The sequence below is a fragment of the Pseudodesulfovibrio portus genome (genome assembly GCF_026000375.1).
GTDB lineage: Bacteria > Desulfobacterota > Desulfovibrionia > Desulfovibrionales > Desulfovibrionaceae > Pseudodesulfovibrio > Pseudodesulfovibrio portus.
Genome location: NZ_AP026708.1, coordinates 1,288,113 through 1,312,579, shown reverse-complemented (window position 1 = coordinate 1,312,579; position 24,467 = coordinate 1,288,113). Strand labels below are relative to the sequence as shown.

Here is a 24,467-nt window from a genome sequence, read left to right as displayed (position 1 = left end):
ACGGCCGGCCCAAGGGAAGGGGTGTGCATGCACATATCTGAAGGGGTGCTATCCGGCCCGGTCCTCCTGTCCGGAGCGGCTCTGGCCGCTGTCGGCACCGCCGTTGGACTGAAGCGGATTGATTACGACCGGATAATGCCGGTGGCCATCCTGTCCGCCGTTTTTTTCATCGCCTCGCTCATCCACGTGCCCATCGGGCCCGCTTCCGGACACCTGATCCTGAACGGGCTGCTCGGCGTGGTGCTGGGCTGGGCCGCGTTCCCGTCCATACTGGTGGCCCTGACCCTGCAGGCCGTGCTCTTCCAGTTCGGCGGCCTGACCGTGCTCGGGCTGAACACCTTCACCATGGCCACCCCGGCCGTGCTCTGTTTTTACGTGTTCCGGCCCCTGCTGGCCAAGAACAACGGCAGCCGGTTCGCAGCGGCCTTCTGCTGCGGCTCCATGTCCATCCTGCTGTCCACAGTGCTCACCGCCGGAGCCCTGTCGCTGTCGGGGGACGCTTTCGTGGAAGCCGCCTGGGTGCTTTTCTACAGCCACATCCCGATCATGATCGCCGAGGGCGTAATCACCGCTTTCGCCTACTCGTTTCTCGCCAAAGTCAAGCCGGAGGTGCTCACCGCATGACAAGACTGTTGCTCATCATCTGTGCGGCCCTGGCCGCCACGCTCTGCCTGTCCGCCGCGTCCGACGCCCACAAGGTGAACATCTTCGCCTATGTGGAAGGCAACACCGTTGTCACGGAGTCCGGGTACAGCCGGTCCAGCCGCGTCAACAAGGGCGTGGTCGAGGTCCATGACGCCGCCTCCGGCGAACTGCTGCTCACCGGCACCACCGACGAGCAGGGCAATTTCAGCTTCGAGGTGCCGGACAAGGCCCGCGAACAGGGACTGGACCTGCAACTGCTGGTCAAGGCCGGAGTCGGCCATCAGGGCGACTGGGTGGTCAAGGCCGAGGAGTACATGGTCGGCGACGCCCCGGCTGCCGAGGCCGGGACCCCGGCCACCCAAACCGAGACCGCAAGCGACGCGGCTCCGGCTGCGGCACCCGCACAAGCCGTCATCGTCGCCGGGCCCAAGGCGGACATCGGTGCCGTGGAGGCCGTGGTCAAGCGCGAGCTGGAACCGGTGAAGCGCATGCTCGCGGACTTGAGCCGGCCCGGCCCGTCCGTGACCGAAATCCTGGGCGGCATCGGCTATATCTTCGGCCTGTTCGGAGTGGCCGCCTATTTCAAGAGCCGAAAATAGTTCACGATCCAAATAAACATACTGGAAAGGTCGCGATTTGATTGTCGCGGCCTTTTTTTTGTGATAATTCCCCTACAAAACGAATCCGAATTCATCCGAGGTGCTCACATGGGACTGATCAAGCGGCTGTGGAGAGGGGAAGTCGATCTGGCGCGGACGTTCTGGGTCTTCGGCTTTACTGTCGGCGTGCTTTTCAGGGGGGCAGGTCTGCTGTTGGCCGTGCTGGCTGAAAAAAACATTGGATTTGCCGCTGTCCTGCTGTCCTTCGGCGTTTTCCTGATTGTTTACCAGGTGTTCATATCCGTTGCCGTCTGGCGAAGCGCCGATCGATACCAGGGGTATAGGGGATGGGCCTTTCTCGCCAAGGCGATGGTGGTATTGGGCGTCGTGCAGTTGATTGCCGGGCTGGTCGGCATCTGACGACGCTGGATTCGATATTTTTTATCCGCCATATCTGTCAGCTACATAGGAGCGTATATGAAACTTACCACACGCAGCCGCTACGGAACACGCATGATGCTCGACATCGCCCAGCACTGCCAGGACGGGCCGGTCCGCATCCAGGACATCGCCTCGCGCCAGGGGGTGTCGGCCAAGTATCTCGAAAAACTCATACGCAAGCTCAAGGACGCCGGGTACGTCAAGTCCAAGCGCGGCCCCCGGGGCGGGCATGCCCTGGCGGTCCCGGCCACGGAAATTCCCATCGGCAAGGTGGTGCACGCCCTGGAAGGCGACGGCTCCCTGGTGGAATGCCGGTCCGGCAAGAACGGGTGCAGCCGCATGGACATCTGTCTCACGCGGCGGCTGTGGCAGGAGGCGGCGGACGCCATGTACTCCCGGCTCAACACCTTCACCCTGGCCGACCTGCTCCAGGACGCCGAGGCCTGCGCCAACCCTGACTCCCGGCCCATGGAGCTTCTCTAGCATCTCCGGCACCGGAATCTGCGGCGTTCAAACACTTGTTTAAACGCTGCGGGTCGTGTAACCAAAGAGATGAGCGGAACCTTCAACCGGGAGAAAGTGTGATTTTGGCCCTTCGCGATCCCGTCAGCGGGCTGACCCACTGCATTGCAGCCGCCCTGGCCGTGCTGGCCACGGTCCTGCTCATTTTGCGCTCGGTCGGTCCGGCCCTGCCGTGGCACATCGTGACCTTCTCCATCTTCGGCGGGGGCATGATTCTTTTGTACACGGCCTCCACCCTGTACCACTGGTTGCCGGTCAGCGAGGATCGGGTGCGCTTCCTGCGGCGGGTGGACCACTCCATGATTTTCTTTTACATCGCGGCCACGTACACGCCCATCTGCCTGATCCCCCTGCGCGGCGGGTGGGGCTGGTCCCTGTTCGGCGTGGTCTGGGGAGTGGCCCTGTCCGGCATCGTCATGAAAATCTTCTGGATCACGGCCCCGCGCCGGCTCTCCACCGCCATCTATCTCGGCATGGGCTGGCTGGCGATCATCGGCATCTATCCGATCTACCTGTCCATGCCCGGTCCGGCCGTGGCCTGGCTGGTGGGCGGCGGCGTGATCTATTCCCTGGGCGCGGTGATCTATGGCCTCAAGTGGCCCGACCCCGTGCCCGACCGCTTCGGCTTTCACGAGATATTCCACCTCTTCGTCATCGGCGGCAGCTTCTGCCACTTCGTCCTCATGTACTGGTACGTTTAGCGAAACTATCGATAGCGGCGCATCTCCTGCGTTGCTGCGGGCATCGCTGTGGAAGGCCACAGCTTCGCCCTTGCGCCTTGGCGCTGCACCACTCTCGATAGTTTCGCTGTCAGTTGCGCAATGAAAAAGGCCGGAACGTTGGAGCGTCCCGGCCTTTTGATTCGAGTGGGGTGATGTTTAGCGGCTCTGTTTGCTCATGGCGAGCCGGATGCACCAGGCTGCGCCGCCCCAGGTGATGCCGAGGCCGAAGACCATCATTATGATTGCTGCGGTGGACATATGGGTCTCCTCCTAGTCGTTGCGGACGAAGCTGCACGCGGGCTGCTTCCTGTTCAGGGCCAGGGACAGGACAAAGGCCACGGGCGGCAGGGACCAGCCGAGAAGGGCCAGGTCGCTGGACGCGTAGCCGCCGTACGGGGTGCCCAGGTCGGTGACCACGTTCATGACGAACGAGTAGCCGAGCACGCCCACGGTGACGAGCCGGAGGCACAGCCGCCAGGCCGCGCCCACCCGGAAGTCCGAGGACAGGTTGACGTGGCGCTCGATGGGCTCCAGACCCACGATGTATCCCATGAGCAGGATTTCCAGCAGCGCCAGGCCGAGGATGCACAGGTTGTTGATGAAGTGGTCCACGATGTCCAGGATGAGCAGGCCGCCCCCGGTGGTGAAGATGAGGGTGGCCGCATAGCCGAAGAGGCAGACGGCGGTGGCGGTGGCCTTGCGGGACCAGCCGAACTTGTCGATGAACGAGGAGCTGACCGCTTCCACGATGGAGATGTGGGAACTGACGCCGGCCATGGTCAGGCAGAGGAAGAACAGGGTGCCGAAGAAGACCGGGGCGGGCATGGTGTTGATGGCCGCCGGGATGGTGATGAAGGCCAGCCCCACGCCGGACCCGGCAACGTCGGCCACGGACTGGCCGGTGGCGAACGCCATGTTGCCGAGCACCGAGAAGATCATGACGCCCGCGAGCATGGAGAAGCCGCAGTTGATGAACACGGTCATGGCCGCGTTGTTGCTGATGTCGGACTTCTTGGGCAGGTAGCTGGAATAGGCCAGCATGATGGAGAAGCCGATGGACAGGGAGAAGAATATCTGCCCGTAGGCGTCGGCCCAGACCGAGAAGTCGGCCAGCTTGGAGAAGTCCGGCTTGAACAGGTAGTTCAGGCCGGTCATGGCGCCGTCCAGCGTGACCACGCGGCCGATGAGCACCAGCACCAGCAGGAAGAGCAGGGGGATGAGCACCTTGCAGGCGCGCTCGATACCCTTGCGCACGCCGGAGGTGATGGCCAGCCATGTCACGCCCCAGGCCAGGGTGCATGCGCCGAGGATGGGCCAGCGGATGGAGCCGAGCTCGAACGGGGAGCCGGTCAGGCCGAGGTACTCGCCGAAGAAGAACGCCTTGGGATCACTGCCCCAGGACTGGTTGAAGGCAAAGCCCGTGTAGTTGATGGTCCAGCCGACCACGGCCACGTAGTAGATGGAAATGACCAGGGCCACGATGACCTGCATCCAGCCCAGGAACTCCCAGTTGGAGCCGATGGCCCGGAAGACCTTGGGCGCGGAGCCGCGGTGCTTGTGGCCCATGCCGAATTCGAGGATCATGAAGGGGATGCCCGCGGTCAGCAGGGCGAAAATGTAGGGGATGAGGAAGGCGCCGCCGCCGTTCTCATAGGCCATGTAAGGGAAACGCCAGATGTTTCCCAAGCCGATTGCGGAGCCGACCGCCGCCAGGACAAAGCCTGCGCGGGAGCCCCATTGTTCACGTTGAGCCATATTGAATCACCTGTGTGTTTTGAGAGTCTGTCCCGCCACTGGCAGGCGGGAAAAGCCATGCGGGGAAAGGAAAGTGGTTGATTTCCCCGGTTGCGGAAATGCAAACGGGGTGACCGTTGTCGGCACCCCATCGCTCTGTCCGCCTTCGGAACGCGTCCGAATAACGAAGTTCCTTTAATGGATTTGTCAGCGGTTGTCCACTTGCGGAAAGCGGAAAACGCCGACCAATCGTCTGATATAAACAAGGAACTACGAATAATATTTGTTTTCTGAATCCGGTTCGGTGCCGGGGCGGGGGCCGGACCGTATAAAACCCCCGGAACCGATGAGGCTCCGGGGGTTTTTGGGTCGGATCGGCCGGTCTAGAAGGTGATGATGCTGTATCCCCGGACCATGTACGAGGACATGGACGGGTGGCCGGACATGTCGTCGAGCAGGTCCAGCCCGGATGCCTCGACCGCTTCGAGCACGCCCATCTTGGCCGAGCAGGCCTTGCACGCGCCGTCGATGAGCCCGGCTTCCCTGGCCTTGAAATACAGGGGCGAGAAGGGGGATTTGCCGCTCTCCAGTTCCGGGATCAGTTTGACCGACGCGCCCTCGAAGACGATGACGCACCCGGTCCCCTTGTCATGCATGTCCAGCGCATTCAGGAGTACGTGGACGAAACACATCATTTCGCCGTTGAAGGCATACAGGCAGTACATGGTTGCTCCGTTGGTTGTTGGTTCCATGAAAAAAGGCCCTCCGAACATAGCAGAGGGCCCTGGTTGCCGTCACGGTCAATTCTAGTCGAAGGCCTGCTGGACCTTCCATTCCTCCCATACCCTGCCCACCAGGCCGGGGCCGGGGTTGAGCACGGCCTTGCCGGGTTTCCATCCGGACGGTGTGGCCTGTGCGCCCTTGGACTCGCGCACCAGCTGGAAGGCCTGGATCTGGCGCAGGCTCTCGGACACGTTGCGACCGACCGGCGGGGTCAGGACCTCGAAGGCCTGGACCACTCCGTCGGGATCGATGATGAACCGGCCGCGCACGTCCACGCCCGAGGCGTCGTCATAGATTCCGTAGACCGAGCCCACGGCGCCGCCGCCATCGGACAGCATGGGGAAGGGAATCTTCCCTGCCGTGACCATCTTGGAAAGTTCATGTTCCTCCCACATCTTGTGCACGAACATGGAGTCCGTGGACATGGACAGGACCTGGACGCCGAGCTTCTCGAATTCGTCGTGCTTCTCTGCGACCGCAGAGATTTCGGTTGCTCAGACAAAGGTGAAGTCGCCGGGGTAGAAGCAGAGCACGACCCACTTTCCGAGGTATTCGGACAGGGTCACGGAGCCGAAACCGCCGTTCACGTATGCGGCGGCAGTGAAATCGGGGGCTTTTTGGCCAACGCGAATCATGGGGCCTCCTTGTTTTTCCGGGGTTTGGGACTGGGCTTCCGCTTCGGGCTGCGGAACTTTTGCGACCTTGGGGGCCGGGCGCTCGCATGCGGGATTTTGCTCAGTGGGCATGGCAGTCTCCATTGATTGAAAATATGAATACACAGGCATAGATAAAATCTATGTAAATGATAATACTAACTATTTACATTCATGCAAAGGGTTTTTTGGGGGAAGATGCGGGATTGTGCCGGAATGCTCCCATGAATGAAAAGGCCCCGGGATGTCTCCCGGGGCCTTTCTTGTAGCGTGTGTGGTTGGTGCTCAGCCGCGCATGCGCCGCCTCAGGCCGACCAGGCCGACCAGGCCGGAGCCGAGGAGCCAGACTGCGCCCGGAATGGGCGTGGCCCTGTAGGTCTCGGTGCAGTCGTCGCAGAGCATGGCTTGCAGTCCTTCCAGGGAAAGATCACCCACGGTGACGTCAAAGCTGCTGCCGTCGGCGGCGAATTCACCGAATCCGAACCAATCGCTGGTAAGGATGGGTACGGAGAGGTCGCCGAAATACGAACCGGCCAGGCCTACGAGAACGGCAAACTTTACCTCGTTGGTTATAAGCGGCGAAGTGCTGTTGATGATGGAATTCGTTTCAACAGCCGTAACAAAGCCGTCGATCTTGGCCGCAAGCCCGTCGAAAAGGCTGGGGTCCAGCAGTGTGCCCGATTGGATGAAGGCAAACCGGCTGCCCTGGCTTGCGCCGTAGATGTAACCACCACTGTTTTTTTCCGCATACCAGAGAGTTTGCTCAGGATTGACGTAGGTGACATCGTAATGATCGATGCCGTTGACGTCGAAGTATCCGGTACCGAGATTAACGAATAACGAACTGTCGTTTTCGTTTTCATACAACCCGGTGTAGGCCGCCATGGCGCTGTTTGCGGCGACAAGCAGCATCCCCGCGATGATTGCGCCCATAAAAATGGTTTTGAATGATTTCACCCCGATATCCTCCGTTAAAAACGAACCTTAGTGGTTATGAATTATGTTTCATTTGGTATAATGCATTTTCTGTACCTTTTACGCAATTGACTGAAATTGCGTTTAATATTTTGTTTATAAAATAAAGAAGCGCAAAAATCCGGAAAAAGTGGACGCGGGCCTCAGGCTTTCGGGCATACGGACGCAAAAAAAAGCGAGGCCCGCTGCCGGGCCCCGCTTCGTGTTCGAGTGAGTGGGGCTGGGCCCCTGTCTAGAGCCCCTTTCGCTCTATGAGCCGCAGGACCAGGGCGTAGATCACGACCAGCGCGCCGATGACGACCCAGTGGTTCATGCCCAGCACGTCGGGCAGGGTGATCTTGCCCAGCTCGCCCCAGGTGTAGACCGTGGACTTGAGCATGGGAAAGGTATGGGCGAAGATGGACGCGCCCACCAGCATGCCGAGGATGGCCCAGAGGGCGTCGAAGCGGCCCTCGCCCAATGCTCCGGCCGAGGTGCCGGGGCAGTAGCCGACCACGCCCCAGCCCAGGCCGAACAGGAGCCCGCCGACGATGTTGGGTCCCAGGGTCGTGGCCTTGAGCGAGAGCTTGACCAGCCCGAGGTCGCGCAGCAGGTAGAGGCCGACCATGGCCACGATGATGTTGGACAGCATGAACTTGACGATGGTCATGTCAATGAGGCGCAGGGCGCCCAGCTGCTTGTCGTAGCGAAGTACCCGCCCCTTCTGGAGCAGGAAGCCGAAGATGACGCCGGTGATCAGTCCGTATACGAGTGTCATTGCGCCGCCCTCCCGTATACCAGCCGGGCCATGACGATGCCGCCGATGAAAAAGCACCCGGCGGCGATGAACCCGCTCATGGACATCTGGGCCAACCCGGACAACCCGTGCCCGCTTGGGCAGCCGCCCGCCAGCCGCGCGCCGTATATGGCCACGACGCCGCCGACAAAGGCCGCGATGCCGCGCACCATGGGGGCGTTGCCGAATCGCCCGGACCACATGTCCGGCACCATCTGCACGCGGAAGGAGCCGTCCGTGCGCGAAGCTATGAAGGCCCCGATGACGATGCCGACCACGAACATGAACTGCCAGTCAACGGCCAGGTCGTATTTGAGATAATACGCCGTGTCCACCAGGGAGGGGGAAAGCGCTTTTTCCGCCATGCCCGCCGAGGTGACAAACGTGGTGGAGGCCCCAAGGTAGCTGCCCGCAACAAGCACCGAGGCCACAGCCAGCACCCCACTCAGGGCTCCTGCAAGATAAGGGTTCCAGGGTTTTTCAGGTCTGCTCATGATAAAAACCTCCATTTGAAATGATTCGACTTGCTGCCGTGAATCCGGCGACGCTCGGTCCTTGACGGTTCGGGAGGCAGGGGCGTCATCAGATTTTTTTGATACTTGAACATGTGAATATCACTATTGGCGATCAAGTGGAAGGCACGGCATGCATCGAAACAGTATTGCCGTGAGAGGGGCGCAGGACGTCTTCAACGAAAAAAGGCTCCGAACCGTTGTTCGAAGCCTTTCCGGCTGTCATGGTCGGAGTGGAGGGATTTGAACCCCCGACATCCTGCTCCCAAAGCAGGCGCGCTACCGGTCTGCGCCACACTCCGACTGACCCGCTGCTTGCGCGGCTGCGCAAGAAGCGGGGTGTGAATACCTACTGGAAATGGGAGTCGTTGGCAAGCCGGGTCAGCCGAGGTCCACTCCGGGGATGGGTTCGCCGCAGTGGGCGCATCGGCCGTTTATGATGCCCGAGGCGTGCAGGGTGAAGCCGGTCCGGTTGATCAGTTCGGCGTCGCAGGAGGGGCAGGCGGTGTTCTGTCGGTTCAGGCCGGGCATGTTGCCGATGTAGACGAATTTGAGCCCCTTGGCCTTGCCCATGGCGTAGGCGCGCTGCAGGGAATCCCCGTCGGTCGGGCCCGCATCGGTCAGCCGGTAGTCCGGGTGGAAGCGGGAGATGTGCCACGGCGTGTCCGTGCCGATCTTGTCCGCCAGGAAGTCCGTGAGCCGGTCCAGTTCCCCGTCCGAGTCGTTGTGGCCGGGAATGAGCAGGGTGGTCACTTCCAGCCACCACTTGAGCTCGTGCTTGATGCGTTGCAGGTTGTCGAGCACGGGCTGGAGGCGTGCCCCGGAGATGTCCCGGTAGAATTCGTCGGTGAAGCACTTGAGGTCCACGTTGATGGCGTCGATGAGCGGGGCGAGTTCCTCAAGGCATTCGCGGCTCATGTACCCGTTGGAGACCATGATGTTTTTCAGCCCCTTCTCGCGGGCCAGCCGGGCCGTGTCCTGCATCAGCTCGAAGAAGATGGTCGGTTCGGAATAGGTATAGGAGATGGACGCGGCCTTGAGGCGGACCGCCTCGTCGACCAGCTCCTCGGGGGTGGCGTCCCGACCGAGGATGGTGCCTTCCTCGCGCGGCGGCTGGGACAGCGACCAGTTCTGGCAGAAGGAGCAGGTCAGGTTGCATCCCATGGTGGCGAAGGAAAAGGTCCGGGTGCCCGGCTGGAAGTGGTAGAGCGGCTTCTTTTCCACCGGGTCGAGGTTCCGGGCCGCGATCTTGCCGTAGTTCAATGCGTACAGGGTGCCGCTGCGGTTTTCACGCACCCCGCACTCCCCGCGGCTGCCCGGCTTGATCAGGCAGTAGTGGTTGCACAGTCGGCACTGGACCAGGCCGTCCTTGAGGGGTTTCCACAGACGCGCTTCAGTCATGGCGTTTCGGTCTTGGTTTCGGTGGTGGTCGTGGGGGTGGTCGTGTCGCCCGCCGGGTCGACGGTCTCCTGGGTGGTGGTCGAGGTGGTGGTGGAGTCCGTGGGCCAGTTGACCTGGGGTTCGACCTCGATGTCGATCTTGTCGTACCAGTCTACCTCTTTCTTGGGCGTGGCCGTGCTCCTGATGACCGAGCTCCCGCGCTCGTCCTTGCCCACGGAGATGTCCGTGCCTTCTTCGCGGTAGCCTGTGCCGAACGTGTTGTCCTGCCGGTTTTTGGCCGTGTCCTCATTCTTGAATTTGTTTTGGGCCGAGGCCGTGGGGATCGTCAAAAAGAAAACGGTCAGGACGGCCAGGACTATGGTGTTGAAATGACGCATGGTTTCCTCCGCAGTGAAAACGATGTTTTCCCTATTTCCTACATAGGTGCTCTCAGGGGAAAAATCAATGCAATTGGCGGGCCGCGCATATTGCCTCTTGAACTTGGTCCGGCAACAATCTATAACCCGTACCAACCCGAATCCGAGGAGACTTCAATGAGCGAAAGCGCCAAGCGTTCCCAGGCATATACCGCAGCGGGCGTGGACATCGAGGCGGGCAACCTGTTCGTCAGCCGTATCAAGGATATGGTCAAGTCCACCTTCACCCCCGGCGTGGCAACCGACATCGGCGGCTTCGGCGGCCTGTTCAAGCCCGAGATCGCGGGCATGGAGGCTCCCATGCTGGTGGCCGGCGCCGACGGCGTGGGCACCAAGCTGAAGCTCGCCTTCATGTTCGACAAGCACGACACCGTGGGCATCGACCTGGTGGCCATGTCCGTCAACGACGTGCTGGTCCAGGGCGCGACCCCGCTTTTCTTTCTCGACTATTTCGCCACCGGCAAGCTCGAGTCCGGCGTGGCCGAGCAGGTGGTTTCCGGCGTCTGCGAAGGGTGCCGACAATCCGCCTGCGCCCTGCTGGGCGGCGAAACCGCCGAGATGCCCGGGTTCTACCCGGACGGCGAGTACGACCTGTCCGGATTCGCCGTGGGCATGGTGGACACGCCCCGACTCGTCACGGGCAAGGAAGTGGCGTCCGGCGACGTGATCATCGGACTCGGCTCCTCGGGGGCGCACTCCAACGGCTGGTCGCTCATCCGCAAGGTTTTCGACGCCTCCGGCCTCAAGGCGACCGACACCTTCCCCGGGACGGACCGGACCGCAGCCGAGGTGCTCATCGAGCCGACCAGGATTTACGTCAAGCCGGTGCTGGAGCTCATGGACGCCATGACCATCAAGGGCATGGTCCACGTCACGGGCGGCGGCTTCTACGACAACGTGCCGCGCATCCTGCCCGAAAACGTCACCGCCCGCATCGAGTTCGGCTCCTGGCCCATGCTGCCCGTCTTCGACTGGCTCAAGACCGAGGGCGACCTGTCCTGGCCCGAGATGCTCCAGATTTTCAACTGTTCCATCGGCTACATCCTCATCCTCGACGCGGACAGCGCGGACAGGGCCATGGAGATGCTCGACGCACGCGACGATGTCGATGCCTATCGCATCGGCGAGATCGTGAAGCGCGAGGGCGCGTCCGAGCAGGTGGAGGTCATATTCCCCTAGCCCCATTGGTGGGGCGCTTCGGCAGCGTGCCTTAAAAGAATGTCAGGGCCGCCCTTGTGGGCGGCCTTTTTGTTTGGTCTCCAAGCCCGTGGTGCGGGCTTGATCGCTTGTTTTTTGGGGTGGGCGCGCATTCGCGTTTGGCTGCACTCGTTTTCCTTACGTTGTGTTCCGCTTTTACAGCGGCTGACTTTTTGATTCGGGCCGTCCGTGGCCCTCACCCCTCCGGGGTCGCGCCTTTCAGGCGCGCTCCAAATCCGCTGTCCTGCGGATTTGTGGCTGGCGCACCAAAAAGTAAGCAAAAAGTGCGCTTTTCAAGCTTGGCCGCCCCCAAGATCTCGGCAAGAATCCGATGCACTCGGGGCGGCTCCTGTCCCTTGGGGGATGGAACGCGCTTCGTGTTTCCTGAGGGTGAAGTCCCTGGCAAATCGTCGCTTTCCAAAAACAGAGCCGTCACCCCTCGCCGTCGGCTTCTGAGCCTCCATCAAGGGCTGGTGCAAACCACAATTGTCTGGGCAGATGGCGTTCCAATGGTGCACCTATTGGAGTTACCGGTCCCAAACGGCAGAGATGGACAATCCGTTGGCAGACCCTAGGGCCTGTTTCGGGCGACTTGCGCAGCCCGTCGACCTTGCCGCAGGCAAGTCTGCAGACGGGCAGCAAAGTCGCCTACAGGCTCTTGGGCCTGGCAGCGCGAGCTACCCCGAAAGCGCCCCAAAAATAGGGCCGCCGAGTGGCGGAACACAAAGTAGGGAGAACGGACACCGCTTAACGCGAATGCGCGCCCACCCCCAAAAAAGCCGCCTTCCTATCAAGGAAGGCGGCGTTATTACTGGCGTGTCTCTACCCCAGGTACGGGTTGAAGTATCCGTACTTGATCCAGGGCAGGGCCTTTTTGAGGCGCTTCTTGAAATTCATGAATCCCATGGACGGGGAGTGCCCGAAGGGGGCCATGAGCTCGAGGTACAGCTCGGGGTCGAGGTTCAGGTTGCGCAGCTGGATGAAGTCGTACTTGCAGCATTCGCCCAGCTCGACCAGGGCGTCGAATTCCTCTTCCGTGTCCGTGATGCCCGGGAAGTAGAGCAGGTTGAGCGAAACGTAGAGCCCCACGTCGTGGGCCTTGGCTATGGTCGCCTTGACGTCCTCGAAGGAATACCCCTTGGGCCGGTAGTATGCCTCGTACGGTCCCTTGCGGGCGGAGTTGAGGCTGACCCGGATGGAGTTGACCCCGGCCACCTTGAGGGCGGGCATGACCTGGGTGCGCGAACCGTTGGTGTTGACGTTGACCGTGCCCATGCCGCCGTCGGAGCGGTATCGCTTGACGGCCTCGCAGATCAGTTCGGCCTCGGTCAGGGGCTCGCCCTCACATCCCTGGCCGAAGGAGAATATGGGGCGGCGTTCGCGCGATTCGTGGCGGCGCATGATGTCCACGATCTCCTGGGCCGTGGGCGTGAAGGAGATGCGGCACTGCGGCGACGGGAACCCGGAATCCTCGGGCTGGTAGGAGATGCAGCCCACGCAGTTGGCGTTGCAGGTCCGGGCCGTGGGCAGGGGACATTCGAACCGTCCGAGCGCCAGGTTCTTGGCCGCCGGGCAGCCGCTGGCCAGGGCGCAGCCCGCCAGGTGGTTGACCAGCCGGTTGTCGGGCATCTCGGTGATCAGCTCGTGGGCGCCGGCCTCGACGCGGTCCGGCGGGATGTGCTTGAACACCTGCCGGTTGTCCTCGTCCACCTTCTTGGCGCAGACCCAGAACTTGCCTTCCGCATAGCCGATGGCTCCGTAGGAAAGCAGGGGCAGGATCGGTGCGTCGTCGTCGGATTCGTAGGCGGCGATGCCGGTGACCGTGTTGCCGGGGCAGGCAAAGGCGGCCACGGCAAGCTCCTCCATGACCTCGGTCTCGCCGGTTTCGGGGTTGTAGCCCATGGCGTGGCGACCGGGCAGCATGAAGAATTCGGATTCGTCCGGCAGGACCGAGATCTCGTCCGGTCGGGGCAGGCCGAATTCATCGCCCCGGCGGACCATGAGCAGCAGGTCCGGGTGGTCGAATATTTCGCCGTCCGGGGAGGCGAACAGCATCCTCGGCTGGGGTTTCTTTTTCGATGGCATGATGGTGCGATCATAATGAAAAACGGCAATTTCGCAAGATTTGAATGATTGTTGTGGTCTTTGGGGTGTGCGGGCGCATTCGGGTTTGCCAAAAAAAACTTGCTGTGCGAGTTTGCGGGGGTGGATATCGCGCCGGCGCGCAGGAGGAATATCATGGAGAGGAAAAATGCCATATGGACGGTTCCGGCGGCCATCATCCTGGCCCTCGGGTTGGTGGGCGGCTGCTGGGTTCTGGGGAAGGCCCTCATCGATTTCAAGGAGTTGGACCGGTATGTCACGGTCAAGGGACTGGCCGAGCGCGAGGTCCCGGCCGATCTGGCCATGTGGCCCATCAGCTACGGCGCGGGCGGCAACACGCTGGAAGGCGTGGACGCGGCCCTCAAGGAGTCGCGTTCCCGGATCATGGCCTTTCTTCGGGAAAAGGGCCTCGGTGAGGCCGAGATTCTGGACACCATCCCGCGCATTCAGGACAACCAGGCTATGAACCCGGGCCGCACGGTGGCCGAGCGGTTCACGGCCAGCGTCATCCTGACCGTCAGGTCCCCGGATATCGCCACCGTGAAAAAGGCCATGTCGTCGGCCGGGGATCTCGTGTCGCGCGGCGTCATGCTCGTCCAGAACTGGGAATACCAGCCCACTTTCGCCTTTACCGGCCTGAACGGGATCAAGCCGGACATGATCGCCGAGGCCACCCGCAACGCCCGGGCTGCGGCCAAGCAGTTCGCCGAGGATTCCGGCTCCCGCGTGGGTGCCATCCGCCGCGCCACCCAGGGCTATTTCAGCCTCCAGGATCGAGACCGCTACACCCCGGAAATCAAGAAGGTCCGTGTGGTGACGACGGTGGATTACTTCCTGGAAGACTAGCCTCCGACGGCGGGGTCTTCGAGCAGACGGCCTCTTAAGCAGAGGCAAGTGCTTTTGTTGGGACGGCTCCAAACCCGCGCTGCGGGTAGGGGGCCTTCTTTTTAAAGTATGCGCGCATTCGCGTTGTACGCTCTTCGTCCTCCCTACAATGTGTTCCGCCCCTCGGCGGCCCTATTTTTGGCTGGCGCCCCAAAAATAGGGGAAAAAGGGCGCTTTTGGGTTAGCTCGCGCTGTCAGGCCCAAGAGCCTGTAGGCGACTTTGCTGCCCGTCTGCAAACTGGCCTGCGGCAAGGTCGACGGGCTGCGCAAGTCGCCCGGAACAGGCTCTAGGGCCTGACAGCGATTGTCTACGGAGACCGTCAGTCTCTGCTGCCTCCAATAGACGCACCTTTTGCAGACGACAGCCCGATCACTAGTCGCTGCCATCACTGCAAGGTACACCCTTTAAAAGTGCTCGTTCGTGAAATCCTCCCACCTCCTCCGCCAGGTGCACCCTAAGAAGTACGCCTTCCCATTCAATCGTCGGACAACCCCGCCTTGATCGCGAGGTTAGAAGCCGACAGCGAGGGACGGCGGCTCCCAAAACGCAATACGTACACCTTACCATGGACCATCACCTCCCCCGCACAAGCAACGCCAGCCATCCCCCAAGGATGGGAGCTGTCCCGAGCTGATCGGATTCTCCCCGCGATCTTGGGGCGGTCAAGCTGGGAAAGCGCACTTTTTGCTTACTTTTTGGTGCGCCAGCCACAAATCCGCAGGACAGCGGATTTGGAGCGCGCCTGAAAGGCGCGACCCCGGAGGGGTGAGGGCCACGGACGGCCCGAATCAAAAAGTCAGCCGCTGTAAGAGCGGAGCACATTAAAAGGAGAACGCGCACCGTAAAACGCGAATGCGCACAAGCCCCCCCATCGAGGCGATCAAACCCGCAAAGCGGGTTTGCAGCCTACCCACCCCAAAGGCGCACAAGCGCCTTCCAGTGATAAAAAAGGCACCCCCCCAATCGCGGGAACCACGCCACACGCAAAAAAGGCCGGTACCAACAGGTACCGACCTTTTGAGTGTCGTGGTTTCCAGTCTTCGGCTTAACGCTTGGAGAACTGGAAGGATGCGCGGGCACCGCGCAGACCGTACTTTTTGCGCTCTTTCTTACGAGCATCGCGGGTCAGGAGACCGGCGGGCTTCAGAACGGCGCGCAGTTCGGGATCGATCTCGCACAGGGCGCGTGAGATGCCGTGGCGCAGGGCTTCTGCCTGGCCGGACACGCCGCCGCCGGTGCAGTTGGCCTTGATGTCGAACTTGTCGAGCATCTTGACCAGCTTCAGCGGCTGCTGCACGACCATCTGCAGGGTCTTGCGGGGAAAGTAGTCCTCGAAGGGACGACCGTTGACGGTGATCTGGCCGGTACCGGCGTACAGACGGGTACGGGAGATCGCATTTTTACGTTTGCCAGTGGCGTAAGTGAAATCGCTCATGATAATCCCCGATTAAATATCCAGAGGTTTGGGTGCCTGGGCGGCGTGCGGGTGCTCGCTGCCGGCGTAGACCTTCAGCTTCTTGATCTGCTTGGCAGCCAACTTGTTCTTGGGCAGCATGCCCTTGACCGCGGCGGTGATGACGTTCTCAGGCTTGATGTCCAGCATCTGGCGCAGGCTCTTTTCCTTGAGGCCGCCGGGATGGTTGGTGTGCTTGTAGTACATCTTGGCATCCAGCTTCTGGCCGGTGACCTTGATCTTGTCGGCGTTGATGACGATCACGAAGTCGCCCATGTCCATGTGGGGGGCGAATTCGGGTTTGTGCTTGCCACGCAGACGAGTGGTGATCTCGGTTGCCAGGCGGCCCAGAATCTTGTCCGTTGCGTCGACGATGAACCATTCGCGGCTCACGTCTTCCGGCTTCGGGCTATATGTCTTCATAATAATCGCTCCTTAAAGCAAACAGGTGGGAAGGCACTGCAGCCTGTCCGTAAGCCAGGGTGCCATCCCTTCGGATTCTTGTAAATTCAGTCGGTATTCCAGCAACATAACGCGCCCACGCGGGTGTAACGGGGAAAGCACAGGCAACGCCGGTGGTCACGACCGGGAACAGGTACTTACATGAAAACCGATGGGTACTCAAGCCTTTTGTTGCCGGAAAATAACGGTTTCGCGTAGATGAAAAAACCCTCTTGATACTGGGGCGGTATGGGCCTAGTTTCTCTGCCGAACCCGAATCCGGCAATCGGCAAAGGGTCGCCCCCGTGATGCAGAATACCCCGCTCGCCGTCCTCTTCACCCTGTCCGCCGCCACCTGTTCCGTCATGGTGGGGCTGGGCATCATCTGGCCGCTGCTGCCGGTCCTGGCCGTGCAGTTCGGGGCGGGCGGCCTGGTCGTCGGCCTGATCATCGCCAGCTACAACATCTCCCGGACCCTGCTTTCGACCTGGGTGGGCCGGTTCTCGGACCGGCTGGGGCGGAAGAATTTCATCCTCATGGGGTTGGCCCTGTATTCCGTGGTGTCCTTTGCCTACGTCATGGCCGACAGCTCGGAGATGCTGATCGCGGTCCGCCTGGCCCACGGGCTGGCCTCGCTCCTGGTGGTGCCCATCTGCATGGCGCTGGCGGGCGACATCGCGCCCAGGGGGCAGCTCGGCTCCTACCTGGGCACCGTGAACATGGCCCTGATGGCCGGTCTCGGCCTCGGTCCGTCCCTGGGCGGCGTCCTGTTCGAGCACTTCGGCATGCACTCGGCTTTTTACGGCATGGGCGCGTTGTCCATCTTCGCGGGCGGGCTGGTGCTGTTCCTGCTGCCCCCGGACCGGGAGAGCGGGGCAGTGGTGCGCGCACAGGGCACGGCCTCCCTGCGCGAGATTTTTTCCGACCGCACTGCAGTGGCCCTCGTGCTGATGCGATTTTTCGCGGCCACGGGCCAGGGCGCGGTCTACACCTTCCTGCCCATCTACGCCATGGGGGCGTCCCTGTCCTCGCTCCAGGTGGGCGTCCTGCTGTCCGTGAACATCTTCATAGTGGCCCTCATGCAGCAGCCCGTGGGGCGGTGGATGGACCGGGGCAACCCCAAGTCCGCCGTTCTGGTCGGCATGTTCGCCTGCGCCGTGTCCATCCTGCCCATGCCCTTCGTGGAGGGATTCGGTCCCCTCCTCGGCCTGAACGTGCTCATGGGGCTGGCCAGCGGGCTGACCTTCCCGGGCAGCCTGGTCATCTCCGGCCACCTGGGGCGGACCATGGGCATGGCCTCGCTCATGAGCGTCACGGACGCGGCCTGGACCTTCGGGCTGATCATTTCCCCCATCCTGTCCGGGCTGATCATGGACACCCTCGGCGTCGCCCACGTCTTCACCTTGGGGGCGGCCCTTCTCTTCATCGGGTCCGTCGTGGTCGCCGTGCTGCTGCACGGATATGAGCCCCCGGAGGATCAGGGAAATATAGTTCAGCAATAGCGGACTGTTGACGGGTTTGACTTGTTCCTGCAAAATATGGAATCAAGGATTTTTGAAAGGCAAGCCGTTATTGTCGGCCGCCATGGCGCGGTCAGGGACGTTCATTGTTTGCGAGTGGAGCTGGAGCGGTGGAGAACAGTATGAAGAGGCTGGCGACCATCATTTTGGAGCGGATTCGTCAGCACCGTCATTTCATAATATATGTGTTGGCCTACATGATCGCCCTGATCGCGGTCTGTGCATGGCTGGGCACCTACCACATGATCTCGTTCGACATGTATGAGGTCCTGCCGCTGACCGCAGTGCTTTTCTTTGCGGCCGTTCTCCTCGGCCGATACCTGAACATGGCGCTTGTCACCCGGCCCAGGCCGCTTCTGTCCCACATGCGGGCGGACTTCAAAGTCCTGTTCGAGGAGCGGTTCCTCACCGGGCTGCCCATTCTGTTGCTGCTGCCGGTGTTCATGTCCGCGTTCACCGCCTTCAAGAGCCTTATCCCGGTCATGAATCCCTACACATGGGACCCCGCGTTGTACCGCCTGGAGGAACTCCTGCACGGCGGATATCAGCCGTGGGAACTGCTCATGCCGCTGCTGGGTTATCCCGCCGTCACCCTGACCATCAATTTCATATACGCCGCATGGTTGTTCACCATGTTCATGGTCGTGTACTGGCAGGCGTTCAGCCTGAGCAATCCCGTCCTGCGCATGCAGTTCTTCCTGTCCTTTGTCCTGTGCTGGTCCCTGTTGGGCAGCGGCATGGCCACTATATTCTCGTCGGCGGGGCCGTGCTTCTACGAGCGGCTCCTCGGCCTGGACGCCTACCAGGGGCTCATGCAGTACCTCCAGTCGGTCGACGAGCAGCACCCGGTCTGGGCGCTGTCCGCCCAGGACATGCTGTGGAAGCTCTACGAGTTGCACAAGCTGGCGCTGGGCAGCGGCATCTCGGCCTTGCCGAGCATGCACGTGTCCTCGGCCCTGCTGTTCGCCCTGGTCGGGGTGCGCACCCATTGGGTGCCGGGCGTGGCCCTGAGCATCTTCTTCGTCTTCATCCTGGTCGGATCGGTGCATCTGGGATGGCATTACGCGGTGGACGGCTACGTCGCCATCATCCTCACCCTGATTCTGTGGCGGCTGGCCGGAATCTGGGCCGGACGGCTCCCCCTGGGCGAGGGAAGGATTCTGGATTGATATAGGCCGGGCAGGTTCCCTGGCCCCCGGGATTCCCCATGGCCGAATGCAATGAAAGGCCCCGCATCGGTTCGATGCGGGGCCTTGATCTTTCTTGCGGATGAACGGCGGGAGCCGGTTTACGCAGCCACCAGCTCCTTGAGCTTGGCGATGGCGTTCTTGATGCCCGCCGGGTCGGAGCCGCCTGCGCGGGCCAGGTCGGGACGGCCGCCGCCGCCACCGCCGACTTCACCGGCAACGGGCTTGATCAGGTCGCCCGCCTTGAACCGGCCGTGCAGGTCCTTGGTCACGGCCAGGGCCACGGACACCTTGTCGTCGCCGTGCCCGGCCACCAGGCAGATGATGCCGGAATCGATCTTGGAGCGCAGGGCGTCCATCTGTTCGAGCATGACGCCCATGTTCGGGGCCTCCAGCTCCACGGCCAGGACCTTGACCCCGTTGATCTCTTCCATCTCGCTCATCATGTCGCGGCCCGCGCCGGACGCCAGCTTGGCCTGGAGGGTCTTCATCTCCCTGGCCATGTCCTTGACCTGCTGCTGGAGGTCCTTGACCTTGCCGGGCAGGTCGGCGGGCTGGGCCTTGAGCATGGCCCCGGCCTCGGTCGCGGCGGCGCGGCGTTCGTTGAGCCAGGCCACGGCGTTGTGGCCGGTGGCGGCCTCGATGCGGCGGATGCCTGCGGCCACGCCCGCTTCGGACGTGATGACAAAGGTTCCGGCAATGCCGGTGTTGTCCAGGTGGGTGCCGCCGCAGAATTCCATGGACACGCCCGGCACCTCGATGACGGACACGGTGTCGCCGTACTTTTCGCCGAACAGGGCGGTGGCGCCCTTGGCCTGGGCGGCCTTGATGTCCATGACCTCGCGGGTCACGGGCAGGGCGTCGAAGATGTTCCGGTTGACGATGGATTCGACCTCGGCGATCTCCTCGGGGGAGAGGCGCTTGATGTGGGTGAAGTCGAAGCGCAGCCGGTCCGGGCCCACCAGGGAGCCCGCCTGCTTGACGTGGTCGCCGAGCACTTTTTGCAGGGCGGCGTGGAGCAGGTGGGTCACGGTATGGTTGCGCATGGTGGCCATGCGCCGGGTGCGGTCCACGTTCAGGAACGCGGTGTCGCCGGTCCCGATCTCGCCGTCGGTGACGGTGATCTTGTGGGCGGTCAGGGACTGGGACGGCTTGACCGTGTCGAGCACGTCCGCCTTGCCGCCTGTGGCGGCAACGGCCCCGGTGTCGCCGGTCTGGCCGCCGGATTCGCCGTAGAACGGGGTGACCTTGGCCACCATCCAGCCGGATTCGCCGGCCTTGAGGGAGTCCACGACCTCGCCGTCCGGGGTCAGCACGTAGGCGATCCCGGACTGGTCGGCCATGGTCTCGTAGCCGGAGAATTCGGAGGTCACGTCCTGTTCCAGGAGGGTCTGGAAGATGGAGGCCACGTCCTTTTCGCCGGACCCCTTCCAGGCGGCCTTGGAGCGGTTCTTCTGCTCCTGCATGAATTTGTCGAACTCGGCCTCGTCCACGCCCAGGCCGTGTTGTTCGGCGATGTCGCGCACGATGTCGATGGGGAAGCCGTAGGTGTCGTACAGCTTGAAAGTGGTCTCGCCGGGCACGATGGCGGCCTTGGCCTGCTTCAGCTCGGCCAGTTCGGCTTCGAGCATGTCGAGGCCCTTGTCCAGCGTGTTGGCAAAGGATTCCTCCTCGCCCCTGACGACCTCGACCATGAAGTCGCGGGTCTCTTCCAGCTCCTTGTAGTGGCCGCCCATGTCGTCGATGACCTTGGACGCGGTCTTCCACAGGAAGCTGCCTTCAAGACCCATGAGCTTGCCGAAGCGGTAGGCGCGGCGGATCAGGCGGCGCAGGATGTAGCCGCGGCCCTCGTTGGACGGCAGCACCTGGTCCGGGATGAGGAAGGCGATGGCCCGGGAGTGGTCGGCGATGACCTGGAGCGCGGTGTCGATCTCCTCGGATTCACGGTATTTCACGCCCGCCAGGTCGGCGGTGTATTGGATGATGCTTTGAAACAGGTCGGTCTCGTAGTTGGAGGCCACGCCCTGGGCCACGGCGGCGATGCGCTCAAGGCCCATGCCGGTGTCGATGGAGGGGCGGGGCAGGTCGGTGCGGGTGCCGTCCTCGGCCTGGTCGTACTGCATGAACACCAGGTTCCAGATTTCGAGATACCGGTCGCAGTCGCACTTGCCGATGCCGCAGTCCGGGCCGCAGCCCACGTGCTCGCCCTGGTCGAAGTGGACCTCGGAGCAGGGACCGCAGGGGCCGGTGTCTCCCATGGACCAGAAGTTGTCCTTCTCGCCGAGGCGGTAAATTCGTTCGGCAGGCACGCCTGTCACCTTCTGCCACAGCTCGCCGGCCTCGTCGTCATCCTTGTATATGGTGATGTACAAACGGTCCTTGTCCAGCCCCAGCTCTTCCGTCAGGAACTCCCAGCAGAACTTGATGGCGTCTTCCTTGAAGTAGTCGCCGAAGGAGAAGTTGCCGAGCATCTCGAAGAAGGTGTGGTGGCGGGCGGTGCGGCCCACGTTTTCCAGGTCGTTGTGCTTGCCGCCCACGCGCAGACATTTCTGGGAGGTGGTGGCGCGGTTGTAGCCGCGTTTTTCCTGGCCCAGGAAGAGCTTCTTGAATTGGACCATGCCCGCGTTGGTGAAGAGCAGGGTCGGGTCGTCCTTGGGGATCAGGGGCGCGGACTCCACCTGGGTGTGGCCGTTCTTCTCGAAATATTCGAGGAAGCGCTGACGGATTTCATTGGCTTTCATCTGTAAAAAATCTCCAAAACGGGTTGGTCTCCGACAGAAAAACGCCCCGGGTTACGGACCCGGGGCGTTCGTGTCGGGCTGAAAAAACTATTCGCCGGCGTCTCCGGCTGTTTCCTCGGGTACCTCGCGGAATCCGAGATGGGTCATGATGTCTTCTTCGATCTTCTCGGCGATGTCCGGATTGTCCTGCAACAGTGCGCGGACGTTCTCCTTGCCCTGGCCGAGTTTCTCCGACCCGTAGGCGAACCAGGAGCCGGACTTCTCGATGATGCCGTGCTCCACGCCCATGTCGATGATCTCACCCATGCGCGAGATGCCCTGGCCGTACAGCACGTCTACCAGGGCCTGGCGGAAGGGCGGGGCCACCTTGTTCTTGACCACCTTGATGCGGGCGCGGATGCCGTAGGCCTCTTCCTTGTCCTTGAGGGTCTGGATGCGCCGGATGTCCAACCGGCAGGAGGCGTAGAACTTGAGCGCGTTGCCGCCGGAGGTGGTCTCGGGGTTGCCGTAGCCGGTCATGCCGATCTTCATGCGGATCTGGTTGATGAAGATGACCACGCAGTTGGACTTGTGGATGGTGCCGGTCAGCTTGCGCAGGGCGTGCGACATGAGGCGCGCCTGCCCGCCAACCTGTGTCTCGCCCATCTGGCCTTCCAGTTCGGCCTGGGGGATGAGCGCGGCCACGGAGTCGATGACCACCACGTCGAGTGCGCCGGAACGGACCAGCAGGTCGGCGATTTCCAGGGCCTGTTCGCCGTAGTCCGGCTGGGAAATGAGCAGTTCGTCGGTCTTGACGCCCAGCCTTTTGGCGTACCCCGGGTCCAGGGCGTGTTCAGCGTCGACGAATGCGGCGCTGCCGCCGTCCTTCTGGGCCTGGGCGATGATGTGCAGGGCCAGGGTCGTCTTGCCCGACGATTCCGGGCCGAAGATTTCAATGACTCGGCCGCGCGGCACGCCGCCGATTCCAAGCGCCATGTCCAGGCCGATGGAACCGGTCGGGATGGCCGGGATGGAATGCGAGGCCTCACCGTCCATGCGCATGATCGAGCCCTTCCCGAACTTGCGTTCAATGGTTGTCAGGGCGGTACCGAGCGCCTCTTTGCGCAGAACTTCAGGTTCAGCGGCTTTTCTTGCCATGTAGGTATCCTCCGGGATTTACAGGCGGCAACAATCGAGCAACACGTTTCGATACCAGATAGCTTCGTGGTGGGCAACAACCACATGTAGAGGGGAAATACGGGCGGGCCGGACACGGCCACAGGCGGAGCCGTGGCCAGCTCGCGGTTGGCAGCGGGTGGTTTACGCCGGATCTTCAGTCGGGTTCGGCTGGGCTTGCGCCTTTTTCTTTTCCATTTTTTTCTTTTCCTGTTCGTGGATGAAATCGGCCAACCTTCGGTCCGACTCCATGATGTGCTTGAGCAGCCAGGTCCTGATGAAGTTGGTGACTGCTTCGGGGTTCGGGTTTTCCTTGTAGTAGATGGTCCGCTGGTACTGCTTGACCTGCTCCTTGAGACGGCGGTGTTCAAGGGCATGCTCTCCCCGCTTGGGGTAGTGGGCCTCCTCCATGAGCTTTTCCTCGGAACTGAAATGAAAGACCGTGTATTCCCGCAACCTGCGGATGACGTTGTTGACGACCCGTTCGTCGAGGCCCCGGCCCACCGCCTTGATCAGGCCGTTGGCAATGGCGATGAGCCGCTTGTGCTGATCGTCGATGAGGGGGACTTCCACGCTGATTTCGGGGGTCCATTTGATTAACGGCATGGCGGCTCCTGCGGTGGGCTGGTTCGGGTTCGATTCGGGATCGGTCGGATGATAGCACAAAATTACTTTTAGGTTCAATGCAGGACGCCTGTGAATTCGGGCTCCTGCGCAGGGGGGGGCGGGTGACGACGGCCCCCCCTCGGGACTTCGGATTGACCGGGACGCCGCAATTCAATATATGATTGAGCATGAATTTCTGTAAGCTGATGAAGGCGTTGTCGGACAGGATGTCCCGGGGTGCGAAGGCGGCGGTGCTTGCAGCGGTCGCCGCGTGGTTGTGCGTTGTCCCGGTTAGGGCTCAGGGGCCGACTCTCGAAGTGGCGGCGTGGGTGTTCCCGCCTTTTGCGTACGTCGACGATTCGGGCGAACTTCAGGGCCGGGCCGTGGAGACCGTCAAAAGGGCGCTCGCGGCCATGGGGTATACGCCCAAGATGGTACTCATGCCGTTCAAGCGCTGTCTGGCGAACATGCAGGACGGGCATATGGCGATCATGCTCCCCTGCGCCACCAGCGAAGAGCGGCGGGCGTACATGCAGTATTCCGACCCGGTCTTCCACATCACCACCGTGATGTGGAAGAAAGGCAGCGACATGTCTTCCTGCTGGCGGGACTACCAAGACCTGGCCGGGCTTCGGATCGGGGTCGGCCTGGGGTATTCCTACGGGGCGAAGTGGGACGAGGCCGTGGCGTCCGGGGCGTTCACCCTGGATTCTTCAGGGGGCAAGAGTCCCGAATTGACGCATTTCCAGATGGCGGCCGCAGGGCGCATCGACATGTTCATCAGCGACGTGAACGTGGGCCGTTTCCTCAAGAACCGGCACGCGCCGGAATTTGACGATATCTATCCCTGTCCCAAGGTCATCGGAGCGGAGAGGCCTTTCGGCGCGCCCATATCCCGCAAATATTTCGAGGACAAGGGGCTTTCTGCGGATGAATTCCTGAAACGCTTCAATTCCGTTTTGAGGGCGTTGCCGCCTTGGCAGGGCGGCTGATCCGGGCA

Annotated in this window: 25 protein-coding genes and 1 tRNA gene; 10 read left to right on the top strand and 16 right to left on the bottom strand. The window is 61.9% G+C overall.

Annotated elements, in window-relative coordinates; all coding sequences use genetic code 11:
- The first annotated feature begins 27 nt into the window (after positions 1–27).
- The 5 genes from cbiM to trhA all read left to right on the top strand — a co-directional run bounded on the left by cbiM (position 28) and on the right by trhA (position 2,908).
- Positions 28–624, top strand: coding sequence for a cobalt transporter CbiM (cbiM, locus tag OO730_RS06320; RefSeq protein WP_264983742.1), 597 nt, complete (start codon positions 28–30; stop codon positions 622–624).
- Positions 621–1,244 carry a hypothetical protein gene (locus OO730_RS06315; RefSeq protein WP_264983741.1) on the top strand — a complete coding sequence of 208 codons (624 nt, stop codon included), beginning with the start codon at positions 621–623 and terminating at the stop codon, positions 1,242–1,244. Before cbiM ends, OO730_RS06315 begins: the two co-directional genes overlap by 4 nt.
- Before the next feature lie 108 nt (positions 1,245–1,352).
- The gene (locus OO730_RS06310; RefSeq protein ID WP_264983740.1) at positions 1,353–1,664 is read left to right on the top strand and encodes a hypothetical protein; all 312 of its coding nucleotides are present in this window, start codon (positions 1,353–1,355) and stop codon (positions 1,662–1,664) included.
- Between the two features lie 57 nt (positions 1,665–1,721).
- Positions 1,722–2,168 (top strand): RrF2 family transcriptional regulator, encoded by a 447-nt coding sequence (locus tag OO730_RS06305; protein WP_264983739.1) that lies wholly within the window; start codon positions 1,722–1,724, stop codon positions 2,166–2,168.
- Between the two features lie 98 nt (positions 2,169–2,266).
- Positions 2,267–2,908 carry a PAQR family membrane homeostasis protein TrhA gene (gene trhA, locus OO730_RS06300; protein WP_264983738.1) on the top strand — a complete coding sequence of 214 codons (642 nt, stop codon included), beginning with the start codon at positions 2,267–2,269 and terminating at the stop codon, positions 2,906–2,908.
- 177 nt (positions 2,909–3,085) lie between these two features.
- On the opposite strand, the gene OO730_RS06295 is transcribed toward trhA, so the two are convergent.
- The 10 genes from OO730_RS06295 to OO730_RS06250 form a co-directional block, all read right to left on the bottom strand.
- A complete protein-coding gene (locus tag OO730_RS06295) occupies positions 3,086–3,187 on the bottom strand; it encodes a MetS family NSS transporter small subunit (RefSeq protein WP_264983737.1) in 102 nt (33 codons plus the stop codon).
- 12 nt (positions 3,188–3,199) lie between these two features.
- Positions 3,200–4,684, bottom strand: a complete 1,485-nt coding sequence (locus OO730_RS06290) for a sodium-dependent transporter (protein WP_264983736.1) — start codon at positions 4,682–4,684, stop codon at positions 3,200–3,202.
- Positions 4,685–5,046: 362 nt separating this feature from the next.
- Complete coding sequence (locus tag OO730_RS06285) at positions 5,047–5,415, bottom strand: cytoplasmic protein (protein ID WP_264983735.1); 369 nt, start codon at positions 5,413–5,415, stop codon at positions 5,047–5,049.
- Between the two features lie 54 nt (positions 5,416–5,469).
- Complete coding sequence (prxU, locus tag OO730_RS06280) at positions 5,470–6,192, bottom strand: thioredoxin-dependent peroxiredoxin (RefSeq protein ID WP_264983734.1); 723 nt, start codon at positions 6,190–6,192, stop codon at positions 5,470–5,472.
- 192 nt (positions 6,193–6,384) lie between these two features.
- On the bottom strand, positions 6,385–7,056 hold the full coding sequence (locus OO730_RS06275; protein ID WP_264983733.1) for a VPLPA-CTERM sorting domain-containing protein: 672 nt from the start codon (positions 7,054–7,056) through the stop codon (positions 6,385–6,387).
- Between the two features lie 250 nt (positions 7,057–7,306).
- Positions 7,307–7,831 carry a YeeE/YedE family protein gene (locus tag OO730_RS06270; protein ID WP_264983732.1) on the bottom strand — a complete coding sequence of 175 codons (525 nt, stop codon included), beginning with the start codon at positions 7,829–7,831 and terminating at the stop codon, positions 7,307–7,309.
- Positions 7,828–8,343 carry a YeeE/YedE family protein gene (locus OO730_RS06265; protein ID WP_264983731.1) on the bottom strand — a complete coding sequence of 172 codons (516 nt, stop codon included), beginning with the start codon at positions 8,341–8,343 and terminating at the stop codon, positions 7,828–7,830. Before OO730_RS06265 ends, OO730_RS06270 begins: the two co-directional genes overlap by 4 nt.
- A 243-nt stretch (positions 8,344–8,586) precedes the next feature.
- Positions 8,587–8,663: transfer RNA gene (locus tag OO730_RS06260), tRNA-Pro, on the bottom strand.
- A 79-nt stretch (positions 8,664–8,742) separates the two neighbouring features.
- A complete protein-coding gene (amrS, locus tag OO730_RS06255; protein ID WP_264983730.1) occupies positions 8,743–9,762 on the bottom strand; it encodes an AmmeMemoRadiSam system radical SAM enzyme in 1,020 nt (339 codons plus the stop codon).
- Positions 9,759–10,139 (bottom strand): hypothetical protein, encoded by a 381-nt coding sequence (locus OO730_RS06250; RefSeq protein WP_264983729.1) that lies wholly within the window; start codon positions 10,137–10,139, stop codon positions 9,759–9,761. Before OO730_RS06250 ends, amrS begins: the two co-directional genes overlap by 4 nt.
- Before the next feature lie 156 nt (positions 10,140–10,295).
- On the opposite strand from OO730_RS06250, the gene purM reads away from it, so the two are divergent.
- Positions 10,296–11,357 carry a phosphoribosylformylglycinamidine cyclo-ligase gene (purM, locus tag OO730_RS06245; RefSeq protein WP_264983728.1) on the top strand — a complete coding sequence of 354 codons (1,062 nt, stop codon included), beginning with the start codon at positions 10,296–10,298 and terminating at the stop codon, positions 11,355–11,357.
- 840 nt (positions 11,358–12,197) lie between these two features.
- Here the strand turns inward: purM and OO730_RS06240 are convergent.
- Positions 12,198–13,460: a radical SAM protein gene (locus OO730_RS06240; protein WP_264983727.1), complete on the bottom strand. Its 1,263-nt coding sequence runs from the start codon at positions 13,458–13,460 to the stop codon at positions 12,198–12,200.
- Between the two features lie 153 nt (positions 13,461–13,613).
- Between OO730_RS06240 and OO730_RS06235 the strand changes: the two genes are divergently transcribed.
- Entirely contained in the window at positions 13,614–14,324 is a 711-nt protein-coding gene (locus OO730_RS06235; protein ID WP_264983726.1) for an SIMPL domain-containing protein, read from the top strand.
- A gap of 1,085 nt (positions 14,325–15,409) precedes the next feature.
- Here OO730_RS06235 and rpsI read toward each other — a convergent pair.
- Both rpsI and rplM read right to left on the bottom strand, forming a co-directional pair.
- Entirely contained in the window at positions 15,410–15,799 is a 390-nt protein-coding gene (gene rpsI / locus OO730_RS06230) for a 30S ribosomal protein S9 (RefSeq protein ID WP_407681911.1), read from the bottom strand.
- 12 nt (positions 15,800–15,811) lie between these two features.
- Positions 15,812–16,240 (bottom strand): 50S ribosomal protein L13, encoded by a 429-nt coding sequence (gene rplM, locus OO730_RS06225; protein WP_264983725.1) that lies wholly within the window; start codon positions 16,238–16,240, stop codon positions 15,812–15,814.
- Positions 16,241–16,566: 326 nt separating this feature from the next.
- Here rplM and OO730_RS06220 point away from each other — a divergent pair, with 326 nt between their 5' ends.
- Together OO730_RS06220 and OO730_RS06215 are read left to right on the top strand one after the other, a co-directional pair.
- The gene (locus tag OO730_RS06220; RefSeq protein WP_264984130.1) at positions 16,567–17,760 is read left to right on the top strand and encodes an MFS transporter; all 1,194 of its coding nucleotides are present in this window, start codon (positions 16,567–16,569) and stop codon (positions 17,758–17,760) included.
- Between the two features lie 140 nt (positions 17,761–17,900).
- Positions 17,901–18,947, top strand: coding sequence for a phosphatase PAP2 family protein (locus OO730_RS06215; protein ID WP_264983724.1), 1,047 nt, complete (start codon positions 17,901–17,903; stop codon positions 18,945–18,947).
- Between the two features lie 119 nt (positions 18,948–19,066).
- Here OO730_RS06215 and alaS read toward each other — a convergent pair whose 3' ends face one another.
- The 3 genes from alaS to OO730_RS06200 all read right to left on the bottom strand — a co-directional run bounded on the left by alaS (position 19,067) and on the right by OO730_RS06200 (position 23,467).
- Positions 19,067–21,706, bottom strand: a complete 2,640-nt coding sequence (gene alaS / locus OO730_RS06210) for an alanine--tRNA ligase (RefSeq protein WP_264983723.1) — start codon at positions 21,704–21,706, stop codon at positions 19,067–19,069.
- Between the two features lie 87 nt (positions 21,707–21,793).
- On the bottom strand, positions 21,794–22,843 hold the full coding sequence (gene recA, locus OO730_RS06205; RefSeq protein ID WP_264983722.1) for a recombinase RecA: 1,050 nt from the start codon (positions 22,841–22,843) through the stop codon (positions 21,794–21,796).
- A 162-nt stretch (positions 22,844–23,005) separates the two neighbouring features.
- Positions 23,006–23,467 carry a bacteriohemerythrin gene (locus tag OO730_RS06200; RefSeq protein WP_264983721.1) on the bottom strand — a complete coding sequence of 154 codons (462 nt, stop codon included), beginning with the start codon at positions 23,465–23,467 and terminating at the stop codon, positions 23,006–23,008.
- A gap of 188 nt (positions 23,468–23,655) precedes the next feature.
- Between OO730_RS06200 and OO730_RS06195 the strand changes: the two genes are divergently transcribed.
- Positions 23,656–24,459, top strand: coding sequence for a substrate-binding periplasmic protein (locus OO730_RS06195; protein WP_264983720.1), 804 nt, complete (start codon positions 23,656–23,658; stop codon positions 24,457–24,459).
- Positions 24,460–24,467: the final 8 nt, after the last annotated feature.

Excerpts from the sequence above, each read along its gene's own strand:
- OO730_RS06270 (WP_264983732.1), bottom strand. The coding sequence starts at position 7,831 with ATGACACTCGTATACGGACTGATCACCGGCGTCATCTTCGGCTTCCTG.
- amrS (WP_264983730.1), bottom strand. The coding sequence starts at position 9,762 with ATGACTGAAGCGCGTCTGTGGAAACCCCTCAAGGACGGCCTGGTCCAG.
- cbiM (WP_264983742.1), top strand. The coding sequence starts at position 28 with ATGCACATATCTGAAGGGGTGCTATCCGGCCCGGTCCTCCTGTCCGGA.
- OO730_RS06235 (WP_264983726.1), top strand. The coding sequence starts at position 13,614 with ATGGAGAGGAAAAATGCCATATGGACGGTTCCGGCGGCCATCATCCTG.
- OO730_RS06240 (WP_264983727.1), bottom strand. The coding sequence starts at position 13,460 with ATGCCATCGAAAAAGAAACCCCAGCCGAGGATGCTGTTCGCCTCCCCG.
- purM (WP_264983728.1), top strand. The coding sequence starts at position 10,296 with ATGAGCGAAAGCGCCAAGCGTTCCCAGGCATATACCGCAGCGGGCGTG.
- recA (WP_264983722.1), bottom strand. The coding sequence starts at position 22,843 with ATGGCAAGAAAAGCCGCTGAACCTGAAGTTCTGCGCAAAGAGGCGCTC.
- OO730_RS06220 (WP_264984130.1), top strand. The coding sequence starts at position 16,567 with ATGCAGAATACCCCGCTCGCCGTCCTCTTCACCCTGTCCGCCGCCACC.
- rplM (WP_264983725.1), bottom strand. The coding sequence starts at position 16,240 with ATGAAGACATATAGCCCGAAGCCGGAAGACGTGAGCCGCGAATGGTTC.
- OO730_RS06305 (WP_264983739.1), top strand. The coding sequence starts at position 1,722 with ATGAAACTTACCACACGCAGCCGCTACGGAACACGCATGATGCTCGAC.
- rpsI (WP_407681911.1), bottom strand. The coding sequence starts at position 15,799 with ATGAGCGATTTCACTTACGCCACTGGCAAACGTAAAAATGCGATCTCC.
- OO730_RS06315 (WP_264983741.1), top strand. The coding sequence starts at position 621 with ATGACAAGACTGTTGCTCATCATCTGTGCGGCCCTGGCCGCCACGCTC.
- OO730_RS06290 (WP_264983736.1), bottom strand. The coding sequence starts at position 4,684 with ATGGCTCAACGTGAACAATGGGGCTCCCGCGCAGGCTTTGTCCTGGCG.
- alaS (WP_264983723.1), bottom strand. The coding sequence starts at position 21,706 with ATGAAAGCCAATGAAATCCGTCAGCGCTTCCTCGAATATTTCGAGAAG.
- OO730_RS06310 (WP_264983740.1), top strand. The coding sequence starts at position 1,353 with ATGGGACTGATCAAGCGGCTGTGGAGAGGGGAAGTCGATCTGGCGCGG.
- OO730_RS06215 (WP_264983724.1), top strand. The coding sequence starts at position 17,901 with ATGAAGAGGCTGGCGACCATCATTTTGGAGCGGATTCGTCAGCACCGT.
- OO730_RS06250 (WP_264983729.1), bottom strand. The coding sequence starts at position 10,139 with ATGCGTCATTTCAACACCATAGTCCTGGCCGTCCTGACCGTTTTCTTT.
- OO730_RS06285 (WP_264983735.1), bottom strand. The coding sequence starts at position 5,415 with ATGGAACCAACAACCAACGGAGCAACCATGTACTGCCTGTATGCCTTC.
- OO730_RS06195 (WP_264983720.1), top strand. The coding sequence starts at position 23,656 with ATGAATTTCTGTAAGCTGATGAAGGCGTTGTCGGACAGGATGTCCCGG.
- OO730_RS06265 (WP_264983731.1), bottom strand. The coding sequence starts at position 8,343 with ATGAGCAGACCTGAAAAACCCTGGAACCCTTATCTTGCAGGAGCCCTG.
- OO730_RS06200 (WP_264983721.1), bottom strand. The coding sequence starts at position 23,467 with ATGCCGTTAATCAAATGGACCCCCGAAATCAGCGTGGAAGTCCCCCTC.
- OO730_RS06295 (WP_264983737.1), bottom strand. The coding sequence starts at position 3,187 with ATGTCCACCGCAGCAATCATAATGATGGTCTTCGGCCTCGGCATCACC.